This is a genomic window from Mesorhizobium sp. M1E.F.Ca.ET.045.02.1.1, from assembly GCF_003952485.1.
Classification (GTDB): domain Bacteria; phylum Pseudomonadota; class Alphaproteobacteria; order Rhizobiales; family Rhizobiaceae; genus Mesorhizobium.
This window is the reverse complement of record NZ_CP034447.1, coordinates 1,449,352-1,476,157: the sequence shown is the minus strand read 5'-3', so window position 1 is coordinate 1,476,157 and position 26,806 is coordinate 1,449,352. Positions and strand designations below refer to the sequence as shown.

The 26,806-nt window shown below is 65.4% G+C and carries 21 protein-coding genes; 14 read left to right on the top strand and 7 right to left on the bottom strand.

The window, feature by feature from the left end; all coding sequences use genetic code 11:
• The first annotated feature begins 19 nt into the window (after positions 1-19).
• From EJ070_RS06860 to EJ070_RS06825, 8 genes are all read left to right on the top strand, one after another.
• Positions 20-2,098 carry an acetate--CoA ligase family protein gene (locus EJ070_RS06860; RefSeq protein WP_126090657.1) on the top strand — a complete coding sequence of 693 codons (2,079 nt, stop codon included), beginning with the start codon at positions 20-22 and terminating at the stop codon, positions 2,096-2,098.
• Complete coding sequence (locus EJ070_RS06855; protein WP_126090656.1) at positions 2,091-2,873, top strand: carnitinyl-CoA dehydratase; 783 nt, start codon at positions 2,091-2,093, stop codon at positions 2,871-2,873. The genes EJ070_RS06860 and EJ070_RS06855 overlap by 8 nt, the downstream gene beginning before the upstream one ends.
• A 124-nt stretch (positions 2,874-2,997) precedes the next feature.
• A complete protein-coding gene (locus EJ070_RS06850) occupies positions 2,998-3,939 on the top strand; it encodes an alpha/beta hydrolase (RefSeq protein WP_126090655.1) in 942 nt (313 codons plus the stop codon).
• Between the two features lie 371 nt (positions 3,940-4,310).
• Entirely contained in the window at positions 4,311-6,296 is a 1,986-nt protein-coding gene (locus EJ070_RS06845; RefSeq protein ID WP_126090654.1) for a hypothetical protein, read from the top strand.
• Positions 6,293-9,994 (top strand): DUF11 domain-containing protein, encoded by a 3,702-nt coding sequence (locus tag EJ070_RS06840; protein ID WP_126090653.1) that lies wholly within the window; start codon positions 6,293-6,295, stop codon positions 9,992-9,994. Before EJ070_RS06845 ends, EJ070_RS06840 begins: the two co-directional genes overlap by 4 nt.
• 196 nt (positions 9,995-10,190) lie before the next feature.
• The gene (rpe, locus tag EJ070_RS06835; RefSeq protein ID WP_126090652.1) at positions 10,191-10,868 is read left to right on the top strand and encodes a ribulose-phosphate 3-epimerase; all 678 of its coding nucleotides are present in this window, start codon (positions 10,191-10,193) and stop codon (positions 10,866-10,868) included.
• Between the two features lie 237 nt (positions 10,869-11,105).
• The gene (locus EJ070_RS06830; RefSeq protein WP_245464829.1) at positions 11,106-11,849 is read left to right on the top strand and encodes a GntR family transcriptional regulator; all 744 of its coding nucleotides are present in this window, start codon (positions 11,106-11,108) and stop codon (positions 11,847-11,849) included.
• A gap of 244 nt (positions 11,850-12,093) precedes the next feature.
• Positions 12,094-13,620, top strand: coding sequence for a malonyl-CoA synthase (locus EJ070_RS06825; protein ID WP_126090650.1), 1,527 nt, complete (start codon positions 12,094-12,096; stop codon positions 13,618-13,620).
• A gap of 266 nt (positions 13,621-13,886) precedes the next feature.
• On the opposite strand, the gene nagA is transcribed toward EJ070_RS06825, so the two are convergent.
• From nagA to EJ070_RS06800, 4 genes are read right to left on the bottom strand one after another with little or no spacing between them, the layout of a single operon-like run.
• Positions 13,887-15,047: an N-acetylglucosamine-6-phosphate deacetylase gene (gene nagA, locus EJ070_RS06815; RefSeq protein ID WP_126090649.1), complete on the bottom strand. Its 1,161-nt coding sequence runs from the start codon at positions 15,045-15,047 to the stop codon at positions 13,887-13,889.
• Positions 15,044-16,075, bottom strand: a complete 1,032-nt coding sequence (locus EJ070_RS06810; protein WP_126090648.1) for an SIS domain-containing protein — start codon at positions 16,073-16,075, stop codon at positions 15,044-15,046. Before EJ070_RS06810 ends, nagA begins: the two co-directional genes overlap by 4 nt.
• Positions 16,072-16,851: a GntR family transcriptional regulator gene (locus tag EJ070_RS06805; RefSeq protein WP_126090647.1), complete on the bottom strand. Its 780-nt coding sequence runs from the start codon at positions 16,849-16,851 to the stop codon at positions 16,072-16,074. Before EJ070_RS06805 ends, EJ070_RS06810 begins: the two co-directional genes overlap by 4 nt.
• A gap of 43 nt (positions 16,852-16,894) precedes the next feature.
• Positions 16,895-17,776 carry an N-acetylglucosamine kinase gene (locus EJ070_RS06800; RefSeq protein WP_126090646.1) on the bottom strand — a complete coding sequence of 294 codons (882 nt, stop codon included), beginning with the start codon at positions 17,774-17,776 and terminating at the stop codon, positions 16,895-16,897.
• Positions 17,777-17,977: 201 nt separating this feature from the next.
• On the opposite strand from EJ070_RS06800, the gene EJ070_RS06795 reads away from it, so the two are divergent.
• The 6 genes from EJ070_RS06795 to EJ070_RS06765 all read left to right on the top strand — a co-directional run bounded on the left by EJ070_RS06795 (position 17,978) and on the right by EJ070_RS06765 (position 24,733).
• Positions 17,978-18,886 carry an N-acetylmuramic acid 6-phosphate etherase gene (locus tag EJ070_RS06795; RefSeq protein WP_126090645.1) on the top strand — a complete coding sequence of 303 codons (909 nt, stop codon included), beginning with the start codon at positions 17,978-17,980 and terminating at the stop codon, positions 18,884-18,886.
• Between the two features lie 52 nt (positions 18,887-18,938).
• Positions 18,939-20,198, top strand: coding sequence for an ABC transporter substrate-binding protein (locus EJ070_RS06790; protein WP_126090644.1), 1,260 nt, complete (start codon positions 18,939-18,941; stop codon positions 20,196-20,198).
• Between the two features lie 224 nt (positions 20,199-20,422).
• Positions 20,423-21,352: a sugar ABC transporter permease gene (locus EJ070_RS06785; RefSeq protein WP_126090643.1), complete on the top strand. Its 930-nt coding sequence runs from the start codon at positions 20,423-20,425 to the stop codon at positions 21,350-21,352.
• Between the two features lie 227 nt (positions 21,353-21,579).
• Positions 21,580-22,419: a carbohydrate ABC transporter permease gene (locus EJ070_RS06775; RefSeq protein WP_126090642.1), complete on the top strand. Its 840-nt coding sequence runs from the start codon at positions 21,580-21,582 to the stop codon at positions 22,417-22,419.
• Positions 22,420-22,657: 238 nt separating this feature from the next.
• Positions 22,658-23,719 carry a Gfo/Idh/MocA family oxidoreductase gene (locus EJ070_RS06770; protein WP_126090641.1) on the top strand — a complete coding sequence of 354 codons (1,062 nt, stop codon included), beginning with the start codon at positions 22,658-22,660 and terminating at the stop codon, positions 23,717-23,719.
• Between the two features lie 15 nt (positions 23,720-23,734).
• Positions 23,735-24,733: an ABC transporter ATP-binding protein gene (locus EJ070_RS06765; RefSeq protein WP_126090640.1), complete on the top strand. Its 999-nt coding sequence runs from the start codon at positions 23,735-23,737 to the stop codon at positions 24,731-24,733.
• 110 nt (positions 24,734-24,843) lie between these two features.
• Here the strand turns inward: EJ070_RS06765 and EJ070_RS06760 are convergent, their stop codons facing one another.
• From EJ070_RS06760 to EJ070_RS06750, 3 genes are read right to left on the bottom strand one after another with little or no spacing between them, the layout of a single operon-like run.
• Positions 24,844-25,437, bottom strand: a complete 594-nt coding sequence (locus tag EJ070_RS06760) for a nucleoside deaminase (protein WP_126090639.1) — start codon at positions 25,435-25,437, stop codon at positions 24,844-24,846.
• Positions 25,438-25,447: 10 nt separating this feature from the next.
• Entirely contained in the window at positions 25,448-25,939 is a 492-nt protein-coding gene (locus EJ070_RS06755; RefSeq protein ID WP_126090638.1) for an ureidoglycolate lyase, read from the bottom strand.
• Positions 25,936-26,799 (bottom strand): bifunctional allantoicase/(S)-ureidoglycine aminohydrolase, encoded by an 864-nt coding sequence (locus EJ070_RS06750; RefSeq protein WP_126090637.1) that lies wholly within the window; start codon positions 26,797-26,799, stop codon positions 25,936-25,938. The genes EJ070_RS06755 and EJ070_RS06750 overlap by 4 nt, the downstream gene beginning before the upstream one ends.
• Positions 26,800-26,806: the final 7 nt, after the last annotated feature.

Here is a 26,806-nt window from a genome sequence, read left to right as displayed (position 1 = left end):
CTCAAACGAAAAGATGACCATGCATAAACTCGAACGCCTCCTGCGCCCGAAATCGATCGCCGTGTTCGGCGGGGCGCAGGCCGCCGCCGTCGTCGCGCAGTCGATCAAGATGGGCTTTGCCGGCAAAATCTGGCCGGTGCACCCGACGAAGGACGAGTTCGCCGGCTGCAAGGCCTACCGCTCCGTCGCCGATCTGCCCGGAGCGCCGGACGCCGCCTTCGTCGGCGTCAACCGGCATCTCACCATCGAAGTCGTCAAGGCGCTGGCCGAGCGCGGCGCCGGCGGCGCCGTCTGCTTTGCCGCCGGCTTCCTCGAGACCGAGGCCTATGACGAGGACGGCGAACGGCTGCAGGCCGAACTCGTTGGCGCCGCCGGCGAGATGCCAATCATCGGCCCGAATTGCTATGGCCTGATCAACTATGCCGACGGCGCGCTTTTGTGGCCAGACCAACATGGCGGCATCAGGCTGCCGGAAGGCGGCAAGGGTGTCGCCATCATCACCCAGTCGTCCAACATCGCCATCAACATGACGATGCAGAAACGCGGCCTGCCGATCGCCTTCCTGATGACGGCCGGCAACCAGGCGCAGACCGGCCTTTCGGAAATGGCGCTCGGCCTGATCGAGGACGAGCGCGTCACATCGCTCGGCCTGCATATCGAAGCCTTCGACTCCGTAGCCGGCTTCGAGATGCTGGCGGCGAGAGCGCGTGAGCTGAAGAAGCCGATCATCGCGATGAAGGTCGGTCGCTCGGAACAGGCACGGCAGGCGACGGTGTCGCACACGGCCTCACTCGCCGGTTCCGATGCTGCCTCCGGCGCCTTCCTGAAGCGGCTCGGCATCGCGCGCGTCGATTCCATTCCGGCCTTCATCGAGGCGCTGAAGCTCTTGCACATCACCGGGCCGTTGCCCGGCTACAAATTGTCGTCGATGAGCTGTTCGGGCGGCGAGGCTTCCGTGATGGCCGACAGCGCCGAAGGGCGCTGGGTGCATTTCCCGACACTGACCTCAGAGCACCGCGCCCATGTCAAATCGACGCTCGGGCCGCTGGTCGCGGTCGCCAATCCGCTCGACTACCACACCTTCATCTGGAACAACGAGCCGGCGATGACGGCCACCTTCACCGCCATGGTGTCGGGCGGCTTCGACCTCAACATGCTGGTGCTCGACTTCCCGCGTCCCGACCGCTGCTCGGACACCGATTGGTGGGCGACGCTGCGCGCCTTCGAGGCGGCGCTGAAGACCAACAGGGCACAGGGCGCGATCGTCTCCTCGCTGCCCGAGAACCTGCCGGAGGAATACACCGCAGGCCTGATGGCGCGCGGCATGGTGCCGCTGTTCGGCATTTCGGAAGCCATGGACGCCGCCCAGGCGGCGGCCTTCATCGGCTGGGCCTGGCGGGAGCCGCAGGCGCAGCCGGTCGACACGTCTGCCGCCGGTGCGACGGACGGAGATCATGTCACGCCCGACGAGGCCGAGGCCAAAGCGCGTCTGATCGAGGCCGGCCTGCCGGTGCCGAAGGGCGAGCGTGCCGCCAACGCGGTCGAGGCGGTGATCTCGTCGATGGCTCTCGGTTTTCCGGTGGCGCTCAAGGCGCTCGGCGTCACGCACAAGTCGGAAGTCGGCGCGGTGCGGCTGAACCTCAAGGATGCCGAATCCGTCAGCAATGCGGCGCATGACCTCCTGCCGCTCGGCACCGGGCTTTATGCCGAGCGCATGGTGCGCGACGGCGTTGCCGAGCTGATCGTCGGCTTCACCCGCGATCCGATGTTCGGTGCAGTGATGACGCTCGGCACTGGCGGCGTGCTGGTTGAGCTGCTGCGCGACAGCGTCACCCTGATGCTGCCGGCCACGCGCGACGACATCGAGGCGGCGCTGCGCGGCCTGAGGCTCTACCCTCTGCTCGAAGGCTATCGCGGCCGGCCCAAGGCCGACGTCGCGGCCGCCATCGATGCCATCGCCGGCATTGCCGACTTCGTGCAGAAGAACGAAGGCGAGATCGAAGAGCTCGACATCAACCCGCTGATCGTCTGCGCCGAAGGCAAGGGCGCCTGGATTGCGGACGCCCTGCTGGTGCTTGGAGAAAAGAAGAATGGCTGACGTCATCACCACCCGCCGCGAAGACACCATCCTGGAAGTCACGCTCGACCGGCCGAAGGCCAACGCCATCGACCTCAAGACGTCGCGGCTGATGGGCGAGACGTTCAAGGCGTTCCGCGACGATCCCGGCTTGCGCGTCGCCATCGTCAAGACGGCCGGCGACAAGTTCTTCAGCGCCGGCTGGGACCTGAAGGCGGCGGCCGCCGGCGATGCGGTCGACGGTGATTATGGCGTCGGCGGCTTCGCCGGGCTGCAGGAGTTGCGCGACTTGAACAAGCCGGTGATCGCCTGCGTCAACGGCATGGCGGTGGGCGGCGGCTTCGAGCTGGCGCTCTCCTGCGACTTGATCTACGCCTCGGACCATTCCTCCTTCGCGCTGCCCGAGATCCGCGCCGGCACGCTTGCCGACGCCGCCACCATCAAGCTGCCGAAGCGCATTCCCTACCATATCGCCATGGACCTGTTGTTCACCGGCCGCTGGATGGACGTGGCGGAAGCGCACCGCTGGGGCCTGGTCAACGAAGTGCTGCCCAAGGAGAAGCTCGAGGACCGCGTCTGGGAGATTGCACGGTTGCTTGCCAGCGGCCCGCCGCTGGTCTTCGCCGCGATCAAGGAGACGGCGCGGGTGGCCGAAGCGCTGACCTTCCAGGATGCGATGAACAAGGTGACCCGCCGGCAGCTGCCGACGGTCGATATTCTCTACGGCTCGGAGGATAATATGGAAGGGTTCCGGGCGTTTGCGGAGAAACGCAATCCGATGTGGAAGGGGAAATGACGCCGCTTACCCTCCCCTCGATGGGGGGGGTCGGACCGAAGGTCCGGGGCGGGGTGAAGCGCCGCCACCCCCACCCGCCGCTCCGCGGCGATCTCCCCCATCGAGGGGGAGGTAAGGAGTGCCGATGACCGACTACAAAACCCTGATCGACGCCGAGACCTGGGCCTTCATCGAGAAGACCAATTCCTATTACCCGCCGGACACGATCGACTACACGATGGGCGAGCAGCGCGCCATCTACGACCGGATGTGCCGCGAGTTCTTCGCCGGCTACCCGCAAGGCGTGACGGCGGAAACGACGGCAATAGCCACGCCGACCGACAGCATTCCGATCCGCATCTATAGCACTGCGGCGCCGGACAAGAGCGCCATGGTGCTCTATGTCCATGGCGGCGGCTTCATCCTCGGCGGGCTGGACAGTCATGACGATGTCTGCGCCGAGCTTTGCGCGCGCACCGGCTACGAGGTGGTGTCGGTCGACTACCGGCTGGCGCCGGAACATCTGCATCCGGCCGCCTTCGACGATGTCATGGACGCCTACGAGTGGGCGGCAGGGACTTACGATTGCCCGGTCCTGCTTTGCGGCGACAGCGCCGGCGGCAATCTCTGCGCCGCCGTCGCTCATGCCACGCGCGGCCACATCAAGAAGCCGATCGGCCAGGTGCTGATCTATCCCAGCCTCGGCGGCGACCGCTCTCGCGGCTCCTATGTGACGCATGCCGAGGCGCCGATGCTGACCGCGCGCGATACCAAGTTCTACCTGAGCATTCGCACCGGCGGCGTCGACCGCACCGGCGACATCACCCTGTATCCGCTCGCCGATGCCAATTTCGCCTACCTGCCGCCCACGGTGCTGATCACCGCCCAATGCGACCCGCTGTCCTCCGACGGCGAGGCCTATCGCGACCACGTCATCGCAGCCGGTGGGCATGCCTACTGGTTCGAGGAACCGGGGCTGGTGCACGGCTATCTGAGGGCCCGGCATACGGTCGGCCGGGCGCGAGCCAGCTTCACCCGCATCGTCGAGGCGGTGTCCACACTCGGCAAGGGCGACTGGATCTGGTGATCTTGTCGGGCTGTAAAGACAGCGCCTCCGTCCCGGCGCGCCTCTCGCATTGAACCTTTCCGCGTCAGCTCGCGACTGACGACCAGGCACCGCCATGGTGCGGGCCGGAAAGGAAAGCCCCAATGAGCAGAAACCCTGAGACTTGGTGGTCTCCGGGAGCAACAGGAGTCCAGCGCGGCCACCGTCTTCGGGACGAGGTCGATGCGCTGGGCTTTCGGCTGATTCCGTTGACCCTGCCAGGCAGCCGTCGTATCGTGACCAAGCGGAAAACAGACAATTATTTCAGGGACGAACGAGCCGGAACGCCGCGCCTTGCCCTGATATGCGCGGCGAAAACGGATGGTTCTTCCGACGACTTCGGGGGGAGTTCAATGTTTTGCGACCGCGGCTCGTTCGTGGCTTCTCGCGCCGGCGGTCTGCGCCGCGCGATAACGACAACCGGCGGAGTTCTTGCCCTGGCGCTGTCCGCCGGCCTTTGGCTCGGCGGCGCGGCAAAGGCCCAGGAAACACAAATCATCTATCCGGGCTCGATGGCGGTGACCGGCTTTCCCGGCACCGTCATTCCCGATTTCGACTCTCCCGAGGGGGGCTTGCCGCCTGGCGTCGACCCGGTCGACGAAACGTTCATCGACACATCGCAGGCCTCGTTGCGCATTTTCGACGTTTCGCGCCTCGGCGGCCCGGCCTCCGGCCAACTCGTCTACACGCCGCCGCCCTTCGAGGTGACGGCGGGTCAGATCGGCGAGGTGTTCGGCCTCACTTATGATGACGGCATGCGCGACGGCGTGCCGTCGGGCATCCCCAACCTCTATGCGGCGGCGACCTCGCTGCACGGCATCGAGATCGTCACGCCGGACGCCGACGATGACGGCCGCCCCGAGCGGCAGCGCCGCGGCACCGCGGGCGCGACCTTCATGGATGGCCAGTTCGGCACCGAAAACGGCGGCGGACCGGGCACGATCTGGAAGATCGACGGCATCACCGGAGCCGTATCGAAATTCGCCGACATCGACACCAACAGCGGGCCCGGCATCGGCAACCTCGCCTTCGATCCCACCCACCGCCAGTTCTTTGCCTCCGATCTCGATAACGGCGTGATCCACCGCATAGACCCCGACGGCAATCTGATCGACAGCTTCGATCATGGCGTTGCCGGGCGTCCGGCGCATGGGCTGGCCCCCGTCGCCGACGACGGCGCCGTGATGGACATCCAGGCCGCGGCCTTCGACAGCGAAGACCCTGGAACCTGGGGTTATACGCAGGACGAGCGCCGCGTCTGGGCGGTCGCCTATCATGGCGGCCGGCTCTACTATTCCGTCGGCGAGAAAGCCGAAATCTGGTCGGTCGGCATTGCGAGCGACGGAGGCTTCGCCGGCGATCCGCGCTGGGAGCTGACGGTCAAGGCCGACCAGGACCATGCCGTCACCGACATCGCCTTCGACAACGAGGGCTTCATGTATCTAGCCCAGCGCGGCCCGGTCGAGAACCGCTACGACTACAGCCGCTTCGCCGATTCCGGCAAAGGCGAGGTCGTCCGCTACTGGCGCGAGGATCCGGACGATCCGGCGACGGAATCGGTCTGGGTCGAGGCGCCGCAGGAATATGCGATCGGCTTCCCGCAAGACAATCGCCAGTCGGCCGGCGGCGTCGACCTGCAATACCGCTACGATGCCGAAGGCAATCTGGACACCACCGTTTGCACCGACACGGTCGTCAACACCGGCGACAAGTTGCGCGACAATCCGGAGCTTGCCGAGCGGCTTGCCGCCGGTGGGCCGCTCGCCGTGCATGGCGTGCAGCTCACTCCGAGCGCGCTGGTCAAGCCGGCTAATGTGCCGCCCTTCGGCTCATGGTTCGTCGACTTCGACGGCTATTTCGAAGACCCGGACGTCCAAGGCCATGTCGGCGACGTCAGGGTCTGGCGTCCGTGCGAAGGCCGCGCCGGCTATTATGAGGAAATCCCCGGCGGCTTCCTGCCTCCCTTCTATCCGCCGGACTTCCCACCGCCCGGCAATTTGCCTCCCTGCCTCGATGTCGAGGACGTGCAGTATTTCTGCACGCCCCGTGGCCTCCAGGCGGACCTCTATCTCCATGACCACGCCGGCTTAGGCGGCGATTCGATCAAGGCTCTGTCCAAGACGCCCGGCGTCGGGGTGACCTCACCCATGTCGCACGCGCCGGGCAAGCCTTACACGATCGACATCACCGGCCATAATCCGGGCGACACCGTCAATGTCGGTCTCTGCTTCTACCGCAAGTCCGACCGGGACAAGGGTGGCTACTACCCTTGCTGCAAGATGACGCTGCCGCTCAGGACGCCGGCCGTCGACTGCGAAGCGCCGAGGAGGGACAGATGAGCGATCTCGCCCTTTCCCGCTTCGCCTCGCGTAAAACCATCATGGAGACGATCATGAAACCCCTGTCATACGCCAGGCGCGGCGCGCGCTGGCTGATGGCGGCCGGTATCGCGGTCGCCATGATGCCGGCATCGCTGGCGCTCGCCCAGAATACCGCACCGTCCAGTCAGGCCGCCAATCAACCGCGCGGCATCAATTCCGAACTCGGCCGGATCATACCCTTCTTCACCAAGAAGGGCGGTCAGCGAAGCTGCGATACCGTCGAATATGTTCTGAGCTTTGGCATCCACGGCGACCCGCAGGACTTCGACCGGCCAAGCGTGGCGGCCCTGCTGAAAGCGACGAGGCTCGACTTCAAGGACCAGCTTCCGCACGGCTTGCAGATCGTCGGCGTGGATGTCGCCGGCGACGGCACCAGCGCCTCCGGCGGACCGCTGCCCGCTGGCGCGATCAGCTCATCGGCCGGTCCGAACGATACGGCCAGCGTTTCCAATTTCCGGATCAGCGCTGCCAACGTCGATGGCGAGGGTGCCGCGAACGAGCGCGTCATCACCTTCCGGATCACGGCCAAGATAGACCATGCGACATTTCCCGTGCCGGCGACGGTCGACAACCAGGGAGAGATCAAGGTCTCGCTGCGAGGCGGGCCGGCAACGACCATTCCCTCGCAGGATCCGGATAAACCCGAGGACGGCGATTTCCTCACCGGCGTCAAGACCTCGATCAAGATCGACCTGACCAAATGCAACCCGCCGCCTCCGCCTCCCACCAAGGAGTGCTTCAAGGTCGAACGCGGCACGGTCGACTGCGTGCCTGGCGGCGGCGCCTTCATCTACCACATGCCGGTCGGCCCGGAGATGGGCGGCAAGTGGGTGCAGGTGTCGACGACGACGCCCGGCATTACCATCGTTCCCGATATCCAGCAGGTGCCTGCCGGCGGCGGCGTGCTGGACTGGAAAATCATCGGCGCCTCGCCCGGCGAGGCCATCCATCTCGTCGTCACCGGCATCGACACCTATGCCGGGCCGAAGGAAGGCTGGGGACTTTGCTGCACGCAGACGATCGACATCGTCATTCCGCGTGACATCAGGTGCCCGCCCGAGCAGCCCGACCTCAAGGTCGAGAAGTGGGCCGAGGTGCCGCGTTGCACGATGGCAGGCGGCTGCGACTTCACCATCACCGTCACCAATGTCGGCGACGCGCCCTACAACGGCACGATCGTCCTCGATGAAGTAACGCTGCCTGCCGGCTCGGTTCTTTCCTCAGGACCGAACCCGCCCTGGATCTGCGTGCCCGGAGCGGCGCCGATGACCTGCACCCACCCGGTGACGACGCTCAACCCCGGCGCCTCCGTCAACCTCAAGCTCGGCTTCAAGCCGGCCGCAGGCTGGCAGGGCAGCGTGCTGCGCAACTGCGCCGCCTATGACTACCACGCCAGCGGCAAGCCGCTGTTCGGTAGCCAGCAGAACGACCGCGCCTGCGCCTCGATCCCGATCTGCCGCCGTGGCGATCGCGACCCGCGGTGCCAGCCTCCGGTCGAGAAGAAGGTCGACCTGATCCTGAAGAAGCGCGCCCGCATCCCGGTCTGCACGCCGGACGGCATCTGCACCTTCGTGATCGACATCATCAACAACGGCACCAGCACCTATAACGGGCCGCTGACGGTGGTCGATACCTATCCTGGCGGCGCGCCGACCTCCTCGACCTTCGGGCCGAGCCCGCCCTGGACCTGCGGCCCGAACGGCCCCGGCCAATTCCGCTGCGACAATGCCGGCATCTCGCTGCCTCCGGGCGCATCGACGCCGATCGTCGTCAAGGCTGTCATGCCGGCAAACTACCGGCCGGACAGGGTGGAGAACTGCGCCGAGGTGAAGGCCATTTCCGGCGAGGTCGAGCTTGCCAACAACAAGGCCTGCGCGACCGAACGCATCCGCCATCCGAATGGCGGCCAGCCCGGCTTGCGCATCACCAAGGTGTGCGATGGTTCGCTCGCCGGGGCCGCGGTGGTTTCCTGCCGCATCACCGTCAGCAACGCCGGCGCGGCTGCTCCCACCGGTCCGGTGCGGGTCAGCGATGCCGCCACGCTTATATCGGGCGGTGCGCCGGTTGCCATCCAGACCGTGACGCCTGACGGCGCGGATTGGAGCTGCGGGCCGGTGCCTGCCAACACGCTGTCGTGCCAGATTCCCGGCGCCGTGATGACGCCCGGAGAGAGCCGGCACTTCGACGTGACGGTGAGCGCCAATGGCGCGTTCGAGAACTGCGCGCGCGGCTCCTACGGGCCGGCGCCGGGAGACGACATCGTCTACCCGATCGGCCAGGCCTGCGCGAAAGGCGGCGGCGCCTCGACCATCCGTGTCGAGAAGACCGGCGATGCCGAGTGCCAGCCGGGCCAACCCTGCTCCTTCGACGTCAGCATCACGAACGATGGGCCGAGCGCCTTCTCCGGCCCGGTCCGCATCGGCGATGCGATTGGCATCGATGGTCTGGGCCGCCTGGAAGGCGTTCAGATCACGTCGATCGACCCGCCCTTCGGCTGTTCGCCGGAGCCGGCGACGCTGCCGGCGTCCTGCATCGCCAACCTGACTCTGGGCGCCGGCGAGAGCCACAAGCATCATGTCACGGTGATCCTCCCCGACGATAGCCGGCTCGCCAACCTGCAGGGCGTGGTCAGCGGGCAGAACTGCGTCGGCGTGCTGTCGCCGAACACGCCGGTGCAAGGCGGCGACGTGCTGTCGCGCGTCCCGGCCAATGTGCAGGGCGATCGCGGCAAGGCCTATGCCTGCCATCCCTTCACCATCAAACGTGAAGTGAAGAACCAGTGCTCGAACGGCATGGTGCTGAACGCGGCCGGCCGCTGCGCCTGCCCGGACGGCACGACCTTCCGCAATGGCCAGTGCAGTTCCGGCAGCGGCAAGCTGCAACCGCTGCCGGTGCCGCCGCGCTGCGTGCTGCTCAAGGGTCAGATCCGCACCGAGGACGGACGCTGCGTCTGCCCGCGCGGCACGGAACTGGAGAACGGCAAATGCGTGCAGGGCGAGCAGCCCGAACCGCAATGCACGTTGCGTCCCGGCCAGTACCGCGACCAGGACGGCAATTGCGTGTGCCGGCGTGGCGAGCTGGTGAACGGCGTCTGTCAGGTCATACCGCCGAAATGCACGATCCGCGGCGCGGTGCCGACAGCGAATGGCTGCGTCTGCCCTGACGGCACGCATCTCGACCGCGCCGCCAGGGCCTGCGTGCCCGACAAGCAGCCGCCCAGCCAGTGCCGCATCCGCGGCCAGGTGCGCAATGCCGACGGCGATTGCGTCTGCCCGAGGGGAACGGAGCTGAAGGGCAAGGCCTGCGCGCCGATCAAGAAGCCGCAAACCTGCTCCATCCGCGGCCAGGTCCTCAACAAGCGCGGCGCGTGCGTGTGTCCGCGCGGCACCGAGGTGATAGAAGGCAGATGCGGCACGTTCGAAGATGCCGAATGCGCCCCGGGTTCGCAGATGATCGACGGTATCTGCCAGCCGATCATAAGGCGGCGCTGCCCGGTCGGGACCACCGGACGGTATCCGGATTGCTTCCCGATCCGCAGACGGCCGGGACTGGAGATCAATCCGAACCTGCTGCTCAATCCGAACATCCTGCAGCAGCTGGTGCCAAGGAACCAACCAAGGTTGCAGCGGAACCCGGCGACCAACAACCTCCAATAATGGAGCCCGCCGCCACATCGCGAACCCGCCGGAGCAATCCGGCGGGTTCTTCCTTTCTGCTTCGGAGCCGCGTTTTGTGCGCCTGCTGGCGGTTGCGGAAAACATGCTTCCCCTAGCCTGGACGATGGTCTAGGCAGACCCGCATGAAAGGTGCGCTGCCCAGCGCGCCGATGACGATGCCGGGAGAGGCCGTATCATGAGCAAGAAGACCCTGATCGCGCCGTCGGTGCTGGCGTCGGATTTTTCGAAGCTCGGTGACGAGGTCGAGGCGGTCGCGGCCGCCGGGGCCGACTGGATCCATCTCGATGTGATGGACGGTCATTTCGTGCCCAACATCACTTTCGGCCCGCCGGTGGTTAAAGCGATCCGCAACCGCACCAAGGCCTTCTTCGACTGCCATCTGATGATCGCGCCGGCCGACCCCTATCTGGCGGCCTTCGCCGAGGCCGGCTGCGACGGCATGACCGTCCATGCCGAGGCCGGCCCGCATCTCGACCGCTCGCTGCAGACGATCAAAGGTCTCGGCAAGAAGGCCGGTGTCTCACTCAACCCGGCGACGCCGGAAACAGCGATCGAATACGTGCTCGACCGGCTGGACCTCATCCTGATCATGACCGTCAATCCGGGCTTCGGCGGCCAGGCATTCATCCCGGCAATCGTCGACAAGGTGCGAAGGGTGAAGGCGCTTATCGGCAACCGCCCGATCCGTATCGAGATTGACGGCGGCGTCTCGCCGGAAACAGCGCCGTTGGTGACGGCCGCCGGCGCCGACGTGCTGGTGGCGGGCGCGGCCATCTTCAAGGGCGGCAGCGTCGAGGCCTATCGGGCCAATATCGAGGCAATCCGCTCAGCAGCCGACAGGGCCGCCAACTAGAGACATAGACATCTCGTTTCTAACAAAAAGTCGCCGCGCGGCCGAACGGCTGTTCAATATACCAAGTTATATCAAGTCGCCCTTTAACATCAGCTTTTTCTGAGGGAATTTACTTTATTCGATCGAATATCGTCACCTTATTGCTTTTAGGCGGCAATGCCTGGCTGTATGATACGCGTACGAGATTGCTTTGCCGAGGGACCCTGGCAAAAACAGGGGCAAGCAACAGGAGTCAAATTGGCAAACGGAAACGCCGATACGGGCGAAGGCAAGGGTGCCAAGAGCACGCTTGCCAGCTCGGTCTACCATCAGCTCCGCGAAGACCTGCTGCGTGGAGCTTTGGAAACCGAGGGCAAGCTGCGCGTCGAATGGGTCGTTTCCCGCTATGGCGCCGGCGCCTCGCCCGTGCGTGAGGCGCTCAATCGCCTCGCCGCGGAGGGCCTGCTTGGCCGCCATGACCAGCGCGGCTTCTTCCTGATGCCGGTGAGTGCGGCGGAGCTCGAAGAGCTGACCCGAACGCGTTGCTGGCTGGAGGAACGCGCCTTGCGTGAATCCATTGCCCATCGCACGGCCGAGTGGGAAGAACAGCTGGTGCTCGCCCTGCACCGCTTGGCGCGCGCCGAGCGTCGCCAGTCCGACGACCCCGCGACCAACAATCCGGAATGGGAGACGCTGCACCGCGCCTTCCATCGCGCGCTGATCTCGGCGTGCCGGTCGCATTGGCTGATCGGTTTTTGCGACCAGCTTTCCGACCAGGCCTCCCGCTACCGGCTGATTTCGCAGCGCGGCCCAGGCTCCGAACGCGATGACCTCGCCGAGCACCGGACGATTGCCGAGCGAACGCTGGATGGCGATGCCGACGCCGCGGTCGAGGCCTTGCTCAGCCACTATCGGCTGACCGCCGAGATGTGCATGGCGCGCTTCAACCAGGGCTACGATCCAAGGGCCGGCTCAGGCAAGGCGCCGCGCGCCCGCAAATAGCTGCCCTAAAGCGCGTCGCGATCTTTAAGATTCGCTCCGTGCGCTTTAGGTTTTTGATTTTACGCATGCCTTTGCCCCGAAACCGGTTCCCACCTTCGGGAGACATGCTTAGCTCCTTATTTTTCGCAATTCCGGACGGAAAACCGCTGCGCACTTTCCTGGAATTGCTCTGGCAGGCAAATCTGATATCGCTCTGGCCAGGCCGATGCATTGAATGCGTCAGCCACAAGTCCAGAGGAAGACGATGACCAATCACCTGTTCGACGCCTTTCGCGCCAGCATGCCGGCGCCTGACCGTGTTTTGATGGAGACGGACGACGGGCGTTCTATCTCCTATGGCGAGATGCTGGCGCGGTCCGGGCAATATGCGCATGCGCTCGTCGAGGCGGGCGTCCAGCCCGGCGATCGCGTCGCCGTGCAGGTGGAGAAGACGCCGGAAGCTTTGCTGCTCTATCTCGCCTGTCTGCGCGCCGGCGCCGTCTTCCTGCCGCTCAACACCGCTTATACGCTGCCGGAGCTCGACTATTTCTTCCGTGACGCGGAACCGCGGCTGGTCGTCTGCGATCCGCAAAAGGCGTCCACCATCCAACCGCTTGCCGCGTCGGCGGATGCCGCGACGCTGACGCTTGGCGCCGACGGGCGGGGCACGCTTGCGGATCGCGCGGCGCTGCAGCCGGCGGATTTCGACGATGCCGCGCGCAGGCCCGACGATCTTGCCGCCATCCTCTACACCTCAGGCACGACCGGCCGCTCCAAGGGCGCCATGCTCAGCCACGAGAACCTCGCCTCCAACGCGCGCGTGCTGGTGGGGCACTGGCGCTTCGGCGCCGACGACGTGCTGATCCACGCGCTGCCGATCTTCCATACGCACGGCCTGTTCGTCGCCACCAACGTCATCCTGATAGCCGGCGCCAGGATGTTCTTTGAGCAGAAGTTCGATCCGGCCCGCATCCTGTCGCTGATGCCACGCGCCACGGCGCTGATGGGCGTGCCGACCTTCTATGTGCGATTGCTGCAGCAGGATGGGCTCACAAAAGATGCAGCCAGGCATATGCGGCTGTTCATCTCCGGCTCGGCGCCGCTGCTTGCCGAGACGCACAATGCCTGGCGCGAGCGCACCGGCCACGCCATCCTCGAACGCTACGGCATGACCGAGACCAACATGAACACGTCCAACCCTTATGACGGCGAGCGGCGCGCCGGCACGGTCGGCTTTCCGCTGCCCGGCGTGTCACTGCGCATCACCGATCCCGAGACGGCCGAACCGCTGACCCAGGGCGCGATCGGAATGATCGAGGTGAAGGGGCCGAATGTGTTTGCCGGCTATTGGCGGATGCCGGAGAAGACCAAGGCCGAGTTCCGCGATGACGGTTTCTTCGTCACCGGCGATCTCGGCCTGATCGACGCCGACGGCTATGTCCACATCGTCGGCCGCGGCAAGGACCTGATCATCTCGGGCGGCTACAACGTCTATCCGAAGGAGATCGAGAGCGAGATCGACGCGCTTGCCGGCATCAGCGAAAGCGCCGTGATCGGCGTCGCTCATCCGGATTTCGGAGAGGGCGTCACGGCGGTGGTGGTGCGCAAGCCGGGATCGGCGATCAGCGCCGCCGACATTGCCGACGCCATCGCCGGACGGCTGGCAAAGTACAAGCATCCGAAGCAGGTGATCTTCGTCGACGAACTGCCGCGCAACACGATGGGCAAGGTGCAGAAGAACGTTTTGCGCGAGGCGTACAAGGATATCTACACGGCGGGAAAAGCCAGCTGACGCTCGTCGGCATTTCGACGACGAAGGCGATGCAAGGGTGAGATCGGTCGTGATCCTTCGCACCCCCCTCTGGCCTGCCGGCCATCTCCCCCGCAAGGGGGGAGATCGGACGTCACCGCGGCTTTCGCCAATCACCAACGTTGCAGGATTGAGCGGGGCGCAGAAGCTACCAATCTCCCCCCTTGCGGGGGAGATGTCCGGCAGGACAGAGGGGGTGCTGTCACGCCAGCGTCTCAAAGCTTCTCGTCACCTTAACGCAGGAAGGCTCAGGTCCTCAAAACCTTCTTGCCCCCAATCCAGACGTTCTTGACATCCAGGCCCTCCGATAGGCCGACGATATCGGCGGCGGTGCCGTTGGCGAAGCGGCCGAGCCGGTGCGCCTGGCTGATTGCCTCGGCGGGATAGAGCGATGCCATGCGGAGCGCCTCGTCGAGATCGATCCCGACGACGCGGTGGACGAAGCGCACGGCGGAAATCATGTCGAGGTCGGCGCCGGCCAGCGTGCCGTCGGCAAGCCTCAGACTCCCGTCCTTGCGATAGATGGTGCGGCCGTTGAGCGTGAAGGAGGTCATGTCTGTGCCGATTGTCGCCATGGCGTCGGTGACCAGCAGGATCTTGCCCGGCCCCTTCTTGGCATTGAGCGCAAGCGTCATCGTGCCGGGATGGACATGGATGCCGTCGGCGATCATGCCTGCGTAGAGACCGCCGGTATCTATAGCGGCGCCGGCCAGCCCCGGCTCCCGATTGCCGATCTGGCTCATGGCGTTGAAGAGGTGGGTGACGACCGTCGCGCCGGCCTCGGCGAAGGCCGTCGCCGTGGCATAGTCGGTGTCGGAATGGCCCAGGCTGACGACAATGCCGGCCTCGGCCAGCGCCGTGACGCGGGCCGGCTCGACCGATTCCGGCGCGATCGTGGTGAGCAGCACCGGCAGGTCTCGGCGCGCGGCGATCAGTGCCGCCTGGTCGGCGTCCGTCATCGGCCGGATCAGGGCCGGATCATGCGCGCCCTTGCGCGCGATGGACAGATGCGGCCCTTCGAGATGCAGGCCAAGGAAACCCGGCACTTTTTTCCGCGCAGCCTCGGCGCCGGCGGCTGTGGCCGCGGCGGTGATCGCCGGCGTGTCGGTGATCAGCGTCGGCAGCAGCGCCGTGGTGCCGAACGGCGCGTGCGCCCGGCAGATGGTCTCGATCGAGGCGACGTCGGGATGGTCGTTGAGCATGACGCCGCCGCCGCCATTGACCTGGATGTCGACGAAGCCGGGAACCAGCAGGCCGCCGCCGGTCTCGAACAGGGAGACGCCGGACGGAATGGCACCAGTGGGCAGAATGGCCTCGACCATGCCGTCCTTGACGACGAGGGCCGCATCGTCATGCCAGTCGGCGCCATCGAAGATGCGGGCGCCAGTGAGGGCGAAACGGTCGCTCATACGGTTTCCGTTACCTTGCGCAGGTTGCGCGGCGCATCCGGGTCGAGGCCGCGATGGCGGGCGAAGGCCTCGACGAAGCCGTAGAAGGACACGATCAGCGGCAGCGGATCGGTCAGCGGATGGCCGGTCGCGACATGCGGCAGCAGCCTGGCGTTCTTTGCCTTGCCGGAGGTGACGAAAGCGGCCGCGCCCTTGGCCGCCACGCTGTCTGCTGCTTCGGCCACCGAGGGCTCGGAGGCGTCGCGGGCGGCGAGCGCCAGGACGGGGAAGCCTGGTCCCACAAGAGCCAGCGGCCCATGCATGACCTCGGCCGCGCTGTAGGCCTCGGCATGCATGGCGCAGGTCTCCTTGAACTTCAGCGCCGCCTCGCTGGCGATCGCGAAGGACGGGCCGCGTCCCAGGATGAACAGCGACTGCGGCGTCTCGAGCGCGGCGGCGAGCGCCATCCAGTCGCAGGCGATCGCCTTCTCGAAATGCTCCGGCAGGCGGGCGAGCGCTGAAAGCAGCGGCTCATCGCCTGTGCTGTGCGCCATCAGCGCCAGGGCGGCGACAGCCGAATTGACGAAGGTCTTGGTGGCCGCGACGCTGCGCTCCGGCCCGGCCAGAATGTCGATGGCATAGTCCGAGGCCCGCGCCAGCGGCGAGTCGGCGGTGTTGGTGATGGCGACGGTCAGCGCGCCCCCGGCCCTGGCCGTTTCGGCCATGGCGACGATGTCGGGGCTTTTGCCCGACTGCGAGATGGCGAGACAGGCCGAGCCGCGCAGCCTCAGCTTCGCGCCGTAGATCGAAGCGATCGACGGGCCGACCGAAGCGACGGCGAGGCCGGCGGTCAACTCCACGGCATATTTCGTGAAGGTGGCGGCGTGGTCGGACGAGCCGCGCGCCACGGTGACGACGAAGTTCGGATCGCGCTCGCGAAGGCCGCGGCCGGCCTCGGCAAGCGCCTTGGCCGAGCCATCGAGCAGGCGGGCGGTGGCCTGCGGGATTTCCTCGATCTCGCGCCGCATATGGGTGGTGGTTGCGCTCATGGCCGGCTCTCCTCTCCCGGCCCGGTCAGCCGGAGTTCCGCGACGAAGTCATAGGCGTCGCCCCTGTAGATCGAACGGGTGAATTCGATCACCTTGCCGCTCGCCAGATAGGAAATGCGTTCGATGTGCAGTCCGGCAACCCCCGGCGGCACTTCCAGCAGGCGCGCGTCATCGTCGCCGAGATTCGCGGCCGAGATGCGCTGAACCGCCCGCACCGGACGATTGCCGGTCAGTTCCAGCGTCGCGTAGAGCGAGGAGCCGATCGTCTCTGGGTCGGGAAGGACGCTGGCCGAGATTGCCGCGCGCTCGATCGCCAGCGGTGTGTCGTTGGCGATACGCAGGCGCGCCACGCGCGCCACCAGCTCGTTCGACGACAGGCCGAGAACCATCATCTCATCAGGCGAGGGCGCGTAGAGGCCACGGTCGAGCCAGGCCGAGCGCACGACCATGCCGCGGCGCGCCATGTCTTCGGTGAAGGAGGTGAGCCGGGATAGCGACTGCTCGACGCGCTCCATGCGCGGCGCGACGAAGGTGCCGGATCCGTGGCGCTGGACGAGGATGCCGCCCTTGACCAGATCCTGCACGGCCTTGCGCACGGTGACGCGCGAGATGTCGGCCTTGCTGGCGATGTCGCGCTCGGACGGCAGCGCGTCGCCCGGGCCGATCAGGCCGCGATTGACCGCTTCCTCGATGCTTTTCCTGAGCTGCAGGTAGAGCGGCGCGCCGCTCTGCGAGGATTCTTTCAGCATGGCGAAAATCTGGTCGGCGGCGCTCATCGCGGCGCCTCCGGCAGCATGGCGAAGATCTGGTTGGCGGCGCTCACAGGGCAGCCCCCGATTTGCCGGCAAAGATGCGCACCGCCATCTGCACCGCGCCGCCGAGCGCATCGTCGAGCGGGGCTTTCAGCAGCGCCTGGTAACGCGCCGACAGACGCGGCGCATAGAGCGGCGCCAGGCCGCCGAGCAGACAAAGCGGAGCATCGTCGGCGAGATCGAGCGCGCCGAGCGAAGCCTCGACGTCGGCGACCGCCTTGTCGAGGATCCAGTTGGCGACGAGGTCGCCCTTGGCGGCATGCTCGAAAACCTTGGGCGCGAAACCGCCGAAGTCGCCGGGCTTGGCGTTGGTGGTGAATTCGACAACATCCTCGGGGTTGTTGCGGAAGACCGCGAGCATCGCCTCCGTCAGCGGCGAGCCGGGCCGGATGCCGTCATAGGCGAGCAGCGTCTGCTCGAGCAGATCGCGGCCGATGCGGGCCCCGCTGCCCTGGTCGCCGACCTGAAACCCCCAGCCGCCGATGGCGCGCGACTTGCCGTTCTTGCGCGCCATATAGGCGGTGCCGGTACCGAGGATCGCCATGGCGCCGTCGCCGGAGCCGACCGCGCCTTCGAGCGCGATCTCGGCATCGGTCTCGACGCGGCTCTTGCTGAAGGGCAGGATCGCTTCCAACTGCTGCCTGTAGGTGCCGACATTGGCGCCGGCCAGACCAAGGATGGCGGGCGTCTCAGGGATCAGCTCCGGATCCTGGCCGGCGGCGAGAAAAGCCTGCCTTGCCGCGTCGACGATGTTGGCGCGGGCGCCGGTAAGATCGGTGCGGATGTTGGCCGCGCCGCTCTTGGCGCGACCGACCACAGCGCCGTCGACGGTCGCAAGGGCCGCCCTGCAGCTGGTGCCGCCGCCATCGATGCCAAGCACGAATTTCACACGATTTTCTCCTCGCCGCGGATAATACCAATAAAATACCAATAGCCAAGCGCTAATTTCGGTTCAAAAAAAGATTAAGGCGTATTTTATTGAAAAAGCGCGGAAATTTGCCGGCAAGGAGAATGCCGGGCACGAAAAACGTTAATGGATGTGGACAAGTGGTATTTTTTTGGTATGGTCCCCTTAGTTGGAGGAAAGCGGATGGCCGAGACGCGCACGGAAGCGCTTCATCAGAATGCCGAGGGGCTGGATGTCCAGACCCCGGATGCCATCCTTTCATTCCTGGCCAATGCCCAGATCGAGGCCGCCAAGGCCGTTCACGGCGCCATTCCGGCCATCGCCGAGGCCGCGGAATTGATCGCAAGGCAATTGAAGACCGGCGGCAGGCTTGCCTATGCGGCGGCCGGCAGCTCCGGCCTGATGGCGGTTGCGGATGCGCTGGAGCTTCCCGGCACTTTCGGCATCGCGCGTGACCGCATCGCCATCCTGATCGCGGGCGGCGACGAGGCGTTCCACACGCTTGCCGGCGGGCCTGAAGACGACATCGAGGAAGCCGCGGCGGCCGTGGCGAACGCCAATATCGGCAAGGGTGACTGCCTGATCGCCATCTCGGCCAGCGGCTCGACGCCTTACGCCGTGCAGGCCATCGGCGATGCGCGGCGCCGGGGCGCGGCGACGATCGCAATCGCCAACAACAAGGGCGCGCCGCTGTTCGGTGAGGCCGATGTCGCCATCCTGCTGGAAACGCCGCCGGAGTTGATCGCCGGCTCGACGCGCATGGGTGCCGGCACCGCGCAGAAGATCGCGCTCAACATGCTGTCGACGCTGACCGCCATTCATCTCGGCCATGTGCATGACGGCTACATGGTCAACCTCACCGCCGACAACATCAAGTTGCGCGACCGCGCGGTGCGCATGGTCGCCGCCATCACCGGGCGGAGCCGGGACGACGCGGCGCGCCTGCTCGAAGAGAGCGGCGGCGTCGTCAAGACTGCCATTCTGCTCGCCGCCGGCGCTGCCAACGCCGACGCGGCCGAGAAGATACTGGAAGGATCGGGCCAGAAGCTTCGGCCTGCGCTTTCCGCGATCGAGGGGAGCAAGCGGCGCTAGCCTCTGTTCTCATCAGAACCGAACCTGAAAAAGGTCAACAGGGAGACTGAAGATGACGACCAAACTACTGACGGCACTGCTGCTCGGCACGAGCATTCTCGGCACCACCGGGATCGCTCTGGCCGACGACGTAACGCTCAACATCGAGAGCTGGCGCGGCGACGACCTGACCATCTGGAAGGACAAGCTGATCCCGGCCTTCGAGGCCAAGAACCCGGGCATCAAGGTGGTGTTCGCGCCCTCGGCGCCGACCGAGTACGACGCGGCCCTCGGCGCCAAGCTCACCGCCGGCTCGGCGGGCGACCTGATCACCTGCCGCCCGTTCGACAAGTCGCTGGAGCTGTTCAAGAAGGGCAATCTCGCCGACCTGACCTCGCTGCCCGGCATGGACAACTTCTCGGCCGTCGCCAAGGCGGCCTGGCAGACCGACGACGGCAAGTCGAGCTTCTGCGTGCCGATGGCCTCGGTCATCCACGGCTTCATCTACAACAAGGACGCCTTCGACAAGCTCGGCCTCAAGGTGCCGACCACGAATGAAGAGTTCTACGCCGTGCTCGACAAGATCAAGGCCGACGGCACCTACATCCCGATGGCTATGGGCACCAAGGACCTCTGGGAAGCCGCGACCATGGGCTACCAGAACATCGGCCCGAACTACTGGAAGGGCGAGGAAGGCCGCGCGGCCCTGATCAAGGGCGAGCAGAAGCTGACCGATCCGCAGTGGGTCGAGCCTTACAAGGAACTGGCCAAGTGGAAGCCCTATCTGGGCGACGGCTTCGAGGCGCAGACCTATCCGGACAGCCAGAACCTGTTCACGCTCGGCCGCGCCGCCATCTATCCGGCCGGCTCGTGGGAGATCGGCCTGTTCAACACGCAGGCGCAGTTCAAGATGGGCGCCTTCCCGCCGCCGGTGCAGAAGGCCGGCGACACCTGCTACATCTCCGACCATACCGACATCGGCATGGGCCTGAACGCGGCATCGAAGCATCCGGAAGAAGCCAAGAAGTTCCTGTCCTGGGTCGCCTCGCCGGACTTCGCCACCATCTACGCCAACGCGCTGCCGGGCTTCTTCAGCCTGAACAGCACGCCGGTGAAGATGGAAGACCCGCTGGCGCAGGAATTCGTCTCCTGGCGCGGCAAGTGCAAGTCGACGATCCGCTCGACCTACCAGATCCTGTCGCGCGGCACGCCGAACCTCGAGAACGAGACCTGGGTTGAATCGGCCAACGTGATCAACGGCACCGACACGCCGGAAGCCGCGGCCAAGAAGCTGCAGGACGGCCTCGACAGCTGGTACAAGCCGGCGAAGTAACCTTTGCCATCGAGCCGGCCGGGCGCACGCCCGGCCGGCATTCGGACCGTTCTTAGATAGCGATTGTCGGCGCCGCCTCTCGGTCTTACCCTCACCTTGCGGGGAAGACGGAGCCGCGCAGTCGCTGGCCTTGTCCTCCCCTGATGGGGACAATCAGGCCGTGCATCGAGGCATCAGCTAGCATCATCCGACCTGGAACCGAGAGACGGCGGAGACCGAAACTCATGGCCGCACAAACACGACCGAAAAGACCGATCCGCTGGCATATCGGCGTCTTCCTGGCGCCGGCTGTGCTCGTCTACACGGCGGTCATGATCCTGCCGCTGTTCGGCACGCTGCAGCTCTCCTTGTTCCGCAACATCGAGCAGTCCCAGGTCTTCGTCGGGCTGGGCAATTTCCGCACGCTGTTCGGCGACCCCAACTGGTCGGTGAATTTCTGGAACGCGCTCAGGAACAACGTCTGGTTCTTCATCATCCACATGCTGGTGCAGAACCCGATCGGCATCCTTTTGGCGGCGCTTCTTTCCAGCCCGAGGCTCAGGTTTGCCGCCTTCTATCGCACGGCGATCTTCGTGCCGACGATCCTGTCCTTCGTCATCGTCGGCTTCGCCTGGAAGCTGATCCTGTCGCCGATCTGGGGCGTGGCGCCGCATCTGCTCGACTTCGTCTGGCTGAAGAGCCTGTTCACGCCGTGGCTCGGCAAGGAGCAATATGCGCTGACCGCGCTCAGCCTGGTCTCGGTCTGGCAGTTCGTCGGCATCCCGATGATGCTGATCTATGCAGCACTCTTGTCGATCCCCGACGAAGTGATCGAGGCGGCCGAATGCGACGGCGTCACCGGCATGGCGCAGTTCTGGAAGATCAAGCTGCCGCTGATCCTGCCATCGATCGGCATCATCTCGATCCTGACCTTCGTCGGCAATTTCAACGCCTTCGACCTGATCTACACCGCGCAAGGAGCGCTCGCCGGGCCGAACTATTCGACCGACATCCTCGGCACCTTCCTCTACCGCGCCTTCTTCGGCTTCCAGCTCCAGGTCGGCGACCCGAACATAGGCGCAGCGATCGCCACGATGATGTTCCTGATCATCCTTGCCGGCGTCTGCGTCTACCTGTTCCTCGTCCAGACGCGCCTGCGTCGGTATCAGTTCTGAGGGTCTGAGATGGTGCGCCTAGCTACCCCCCTCTGGCCTGCCGGCCATCTCCCCCTCAAGGGGGGAGATTGGACGTCATCGCCGCCTTCGCCAATTTTCGACGCAGCAGAACGGGCGGCGTCATCGACGCTGCCAATCTCGCCCCTTGAGGGGGAGATGTCCGGCAGGACAGAGGGGGGTGCCTTGGCACGATCCTCTGGACAAGCAGCTCGTCAGGAGACTTTCCAATGAGCCTAGCCACCCGTTCGCTTCCCCGCACCATCGGCGCCCATGCCGTCCTTTTGACCTACACGGTGATCGCGCTGTTCCCGGTGATCCTGGTCATCATGAATTCGTTCAAGTCGCGCGCGGGCATCTTCGGCGCGCCGCTGACGCCGCCGACGCCGAAGACCTTCGACCTGATCGGCTACACCACCGTGTTCGGCCAGGGCGACTTCTTCCACTATTTCCAGAACAGCCTCGTCGTCACCGTCGCCTCGCTGTTTTTCGTGCTGCTGTTCGGGGCGATGGCGGCGTTCGCGCTGTCGGAATACCGCTTCCGCGGCAACACCATGATGGGCCTCTATCTCGCGCTCGGCATCATGATCCCGATCCGCCTCGGCACCGTCGCCATCCTGCAGTTGATGGTGGCAAGCGGGCTGGTTAACACGCTGACGGCGCTGATCCTGGTCTACACGGCGCAAGGCCTGCCACTCGCCATCTTCATCCTGTCCGAATTCATGAAGCAGGTATCCGATGACCTGAAGAACGCCGGACGCATCGACGGGCTGTCGGAATACACGATCTTCTTCCGCCTGGTGCTGCCGCTGGTGCGCCCGTCGATGGCGACGGTCGCCGTCTTCACCATGATCCCGATCTGGAACGATCTGTGGTTCCCGTTGATCCTCGCGCCATCGGAGGAGACCAAGACGGTGACGCTCGGCGCGCAGCTCTTCCTCGGCCAGTTCGTCACCAACTGGAACGCGATCCTGGCCGCGCTGTCGCTGGCGATCCTGCCGGTGCTGATCCTCTACGTCATCTTCTCGCGGCAACTGATCCGCGGCATCACGTCGGGAGCGGTGAAGTGAGCCGTAACAGCCAATTCGCGATAGGGCTGCGCTTCACCCCACCCGGCGCTGCGCGCCGACCTCCCCATCGAGGGGAGGTAGAAGGTCGCCGCTTTATTCTCGGCCGCCTGGGTTATCAGGTCAGAACAGCCTCTTCGGCGGGGATGTTCACGCCAACGCCCTACCTCCCCTTGATGGGGAGGTCGGCGCGAAGCGCCGGGTGGGGTGACACCTTCTCAAGAGAAAGTGGAGCAGTCAGGTGAGCGATAAACCACCCCTTCGCGTCGTCGTTGCCGGCCTCGGCAATATGGGCCGCAGCCATGCGCTCGCCTATCACACCAATCCGGGCTTCGAGATCGCGGCGCTGGTCAATCGTTCCGACGTGCGTCTGCCGGACGGGCTTGCCGGTTACGGCATCAGGCGCTCCTTCGAGGACGCGCTGCGCGACGAGAAGCCGGATGTCGCCGCGATCGCCACCTATTCCGACAGCCATGCCGACTATGCGGTCAGGGCATTCGAGGCCGGCTGCCATGTCTTCGTCGAGAAGCCTTTGGCCACGACTGTGGCGGATGCACAGCGCGTCGTCGACGCCGCCAAGGCCAACGGCAAGAAGCTGGTGATCGGCTATATCCTGCGTCACCATCCGTCCTGGGTGCGGCTGATCGCCGAGGCGCGCAAGCTCGGCGGTCCCTACGTCTTCCGCATGAATCTCAATCAGCAATCCTCCGGTCACACCTGGGAGACGCATAAGCAGCTTATGCGGACGACGTCGCCGATCGTCGATTGCGGCGTTCACTATCTCGACGTGATGCTGCAGATCACCGATGCCAGGCCGGTCGAAGTGCGCGGCATGGGCGTGCGGCTCTCCGACGAGGTGGCGCCCTCGATGTATAATTACGGCCATCTCCAGGTGCTGTTCGAGGATGGCTCGGTCGGCTGGTATGAAGCCGGTTGGGGTCCGATGATTTCGGAGACCGCCTTCTTCGTGAAGGACGTGATGTCGCCCAAAGGTTGCGTGTCGATCGTGATGAAGGAGGGCGTGAAGTCCGACGACATCGACACCCACACCAAGACCTCGACCATCCGCCTGCACAGCGCCGCGACGGGACCGGACGGCAGGTTCGCCAAGGAGGATGAGCTGCTGTCGATGGAGGGCGAGCCGGGGCACCAGGAGCTTTGCGACCGCGAACAGGCTTTCCTGCTCAAGGCCATCCGCGAGGATATCGACCTGACTCGCCACATGGACGACGCGGTGAAGTCGCTCGCCGTGTGCCTGGCGGCAGATGAGAGCGTGCGCACCGGCGCGCCAATCAAACTCTAGAACAAGGACGAAGCCGTGGGCTCGCTGAACATCGAGAACGTGAAGAAGGCGTTTGGGCCGGTTGAGGTGCTGAAAGGCATCGACCTCGAGGTCAATGACGGCGAGTTCGTCGTCTTCGTCGGTCCGTCGGGCTGCGGGAAGTCGACGCTGCTGCGCGTGATCGCCGGGCTGGAGGATTCGACCTCCGGCCGGGTGCTGATCGACGGCGACGACGTCTCCGTCACGCCGCCTGCAAAACGCGGCATCGCCATGGTGTTCCAGACCTACGCGCTCTACCCGCATCTGACGGTGAAGAACAACATGGGCCTCGGCCTCAAGCAGGCCGGCACGCCGGCCGCGGAGATCGAACGCCGCATCAAGATCGCCTCCGCCATGCTGTCGCTCGAGCCCTATCTTGAGCGCCGGCCGGCGGAACTGTCGGGCGGCCAGCGCCAGCGCGTCGCCATCGGCCGCGCCGTGGTGCGCGAGCCAAAATTGTTCCTCTTCGACGAACCGCTGTCGAACCTCGACGCCGCGCTGCGTGTCAACACAAGGCTGGAGATCGCGCAACTGCATCGGCGGCTGAAGGCGACGATGATCTACGTCACCCACGACCAGGTCGAGGCTATGACGCTGGCCGACAAGATCGTCGTGCTCAACGCCGGGCGGATCGAGCAGATCGGCAGCCCGATGGAGCTCTACAATTCGCCGGCCAATGATTTCGTCGCCAGCTTCATCGGCTCGCCGAAGATGAACTTCATCGACGGCGCCAAACTGGGCGAGACGGCCAAGACCGTCGGCGTGCGGCCGGAACATCTGACCGTCGATGCCAAGTCCGGCGCCTGGAAAGGCACGGTGGTGCATGCCGAGCATCTCGGCGCCGACACCAACCTCTATCTCGACTGCGAGAAGGCGGGGCTGCTCACGGTGCGCATCTTCGGCGTCTACAATGCCGAGCCGGGCTCGACGCTCTACGCGACGCCGGATCCGGCCAAGACCTACCGGTTCGGAGCGGATGGGAAGGTCCTGAAGTAGAACCCGGTCCAGCTCCCCTTGTCCCGGGAGAGATTTCCTTGGCTACGTGTTTCTCGAGGGTTCGAGTTGCCGCCATTGTGGTGGCAACTCAAGGAGCCGTCCTGAACCACTCAGCTCAGGGGAATGTCGTTGTCGGCCTTGCTTGCCTGGTAGGCGTCTGACAGCTCGTCATAGCGCGCCGAGATATTCCCGATGCGCGCCTCAAGCCGCTTGCGCGAGGCTTCGGGCAAGGCCCGCACCAGCCGCCGGATCGAAAAGCTCTTCCAGTAGGCGTTCTCGGTGTTGTAGCCGCCGGGGTCGAGGGTGAAGACCTCCTTCAGGATCTTGAGGTCGTGCGGGATGGCAAAACTGTCGCGCGAGTCCTCGTGGCTGAAGAGGTAGTAGAAATTGTCGAAGCCGGTCCAGGTGATCGCCGACAGGCAGAGCGAGCAAGGCTCGTGCGTGGCCAGGAACAGCGCATCCTTGGTGTCGATGCGCTCGGCTTTCGGCATTTCGTAGAAGCGCTTCAGGCAATGCACCTCGCCGTGCCAGAGCGGGTTTTCGATCTCGTTGTTGGTCTCGGCGAGCACCAGCGAGCGGTCGCCTTTCCTGAGAATCGCGGCGCCGAACAGCTTGTTGCCATGGGCAACGCCTTCGGCCGTCTTCGGCACGATATCGTGCTCGATCACGTCGAGCAGGCGGTCGATCAGCGAAATGTCGGTCATGAGAAACTCTTCAGGGGAGGTGGATCTCGTAAGGGTGCGAAAAATAGCACTCCTCGAGGTTGGAGCCGTCGCCGCCGCGGTCGACGATGAGGAAATCCTGCTCCGCGCCGATCGGCGTCAGCACGCCGTGCCAGAGGTTGCGGCGGTAGTTGATGCCTTGGCCGGGCGCGGTGATGAAGGCATGCGGCTCGCCGGGGCCATCCTTGGTGTCATGGCAGACGACGACCAGGAACGGGCGCGGCGACAGCGGGATGAAAGCCTGGCTGCCGAGCGGATGGCGCTCGACCATGGTGAGCTTCAGCGGCATCTCGTAGGGCGTGCCGCGCACCATCGAGATCAGCACGCGCGCGTTCGGCCCGGTGGCCTCGGCAGTGGCGAGATCATGGTAGCGCATCGCCTTGCCGCCGTTGATCGGATAGCGGTTGTCGCCGCCCATGTCGATGACGTCGCCGAACGGCGCGAATTCTTCGCGCGTCAGCGGCCGGGCGACGATGCGGGTCACCGCGCGCGATCCCCAAGGCCGGCGCTGCCAAGCTTGGCATGCCGGTTGACGTCCTTGTAGAGCAGGTAGCGGAAGTTGCCGGGGCCGCCGGCATAGCAGGCCTGCGGGCAGAAGGCGCGCAACCACATGAAGTCGCCGGCCTCGACCTCGACCCAGTCCTGGTTGAGCCGGTAGACGGCCTTGCCTTCGAGCACATAGAGCCCGTGCTCCATGACATGCGTCTCGGCGAACGGAATGACGGCGCCGGGCTTGAGCGTGACGATGGTGACGTGCATGTCGTGGCGCATGTCGGCCGGATCGACGAAGCGCGTCGTCGCCCAGCGGCCCTCGGTGCCGGGCATCGGGCTCGGCGCGATCTGCTGCTCGTTGGTGAAGAAGGCTTCCGGCACATCGAGCCCGTCGACCGCTTCATAGGCCTTGCGGATCCAGTGAAAGCGCACCGCGTCGCCGCTCTCGTTGCGCACCGTCCAGCCGCTTGATGGCGGCAGGAAGGCGAAGCCGCCCGGGCGGAGCACATGTTTCGTGCCGGCAAGCGAGACGGCGAGCTCGCCCTCGACCAAGAACAGCACGCTCTCGGCACCGGCGTCGAGCTCAGGCCGGTCGCTGCCGCCGCCGGGCAGAACCTCGACGATGTATTGCGAAAACGTCTCGGCGAAGCCCGAGAGCGGCCTTGCGATGATCCATGCCCTCGTCTTGTCCCAGAACGGCAGCGGGCTGGTGACGATGTCCTGCATCACGCCCTTGGGAATGACCGCATAGGCTTCGGTGAAGACGGCGCGGCCGGTCAAAAGTTCGTTCTGGCCGGGATGGCCGCCATGCGGCGCGTAGTAGGTTCGCTCGGCCATTTCCATCATATCCATGTGTTGA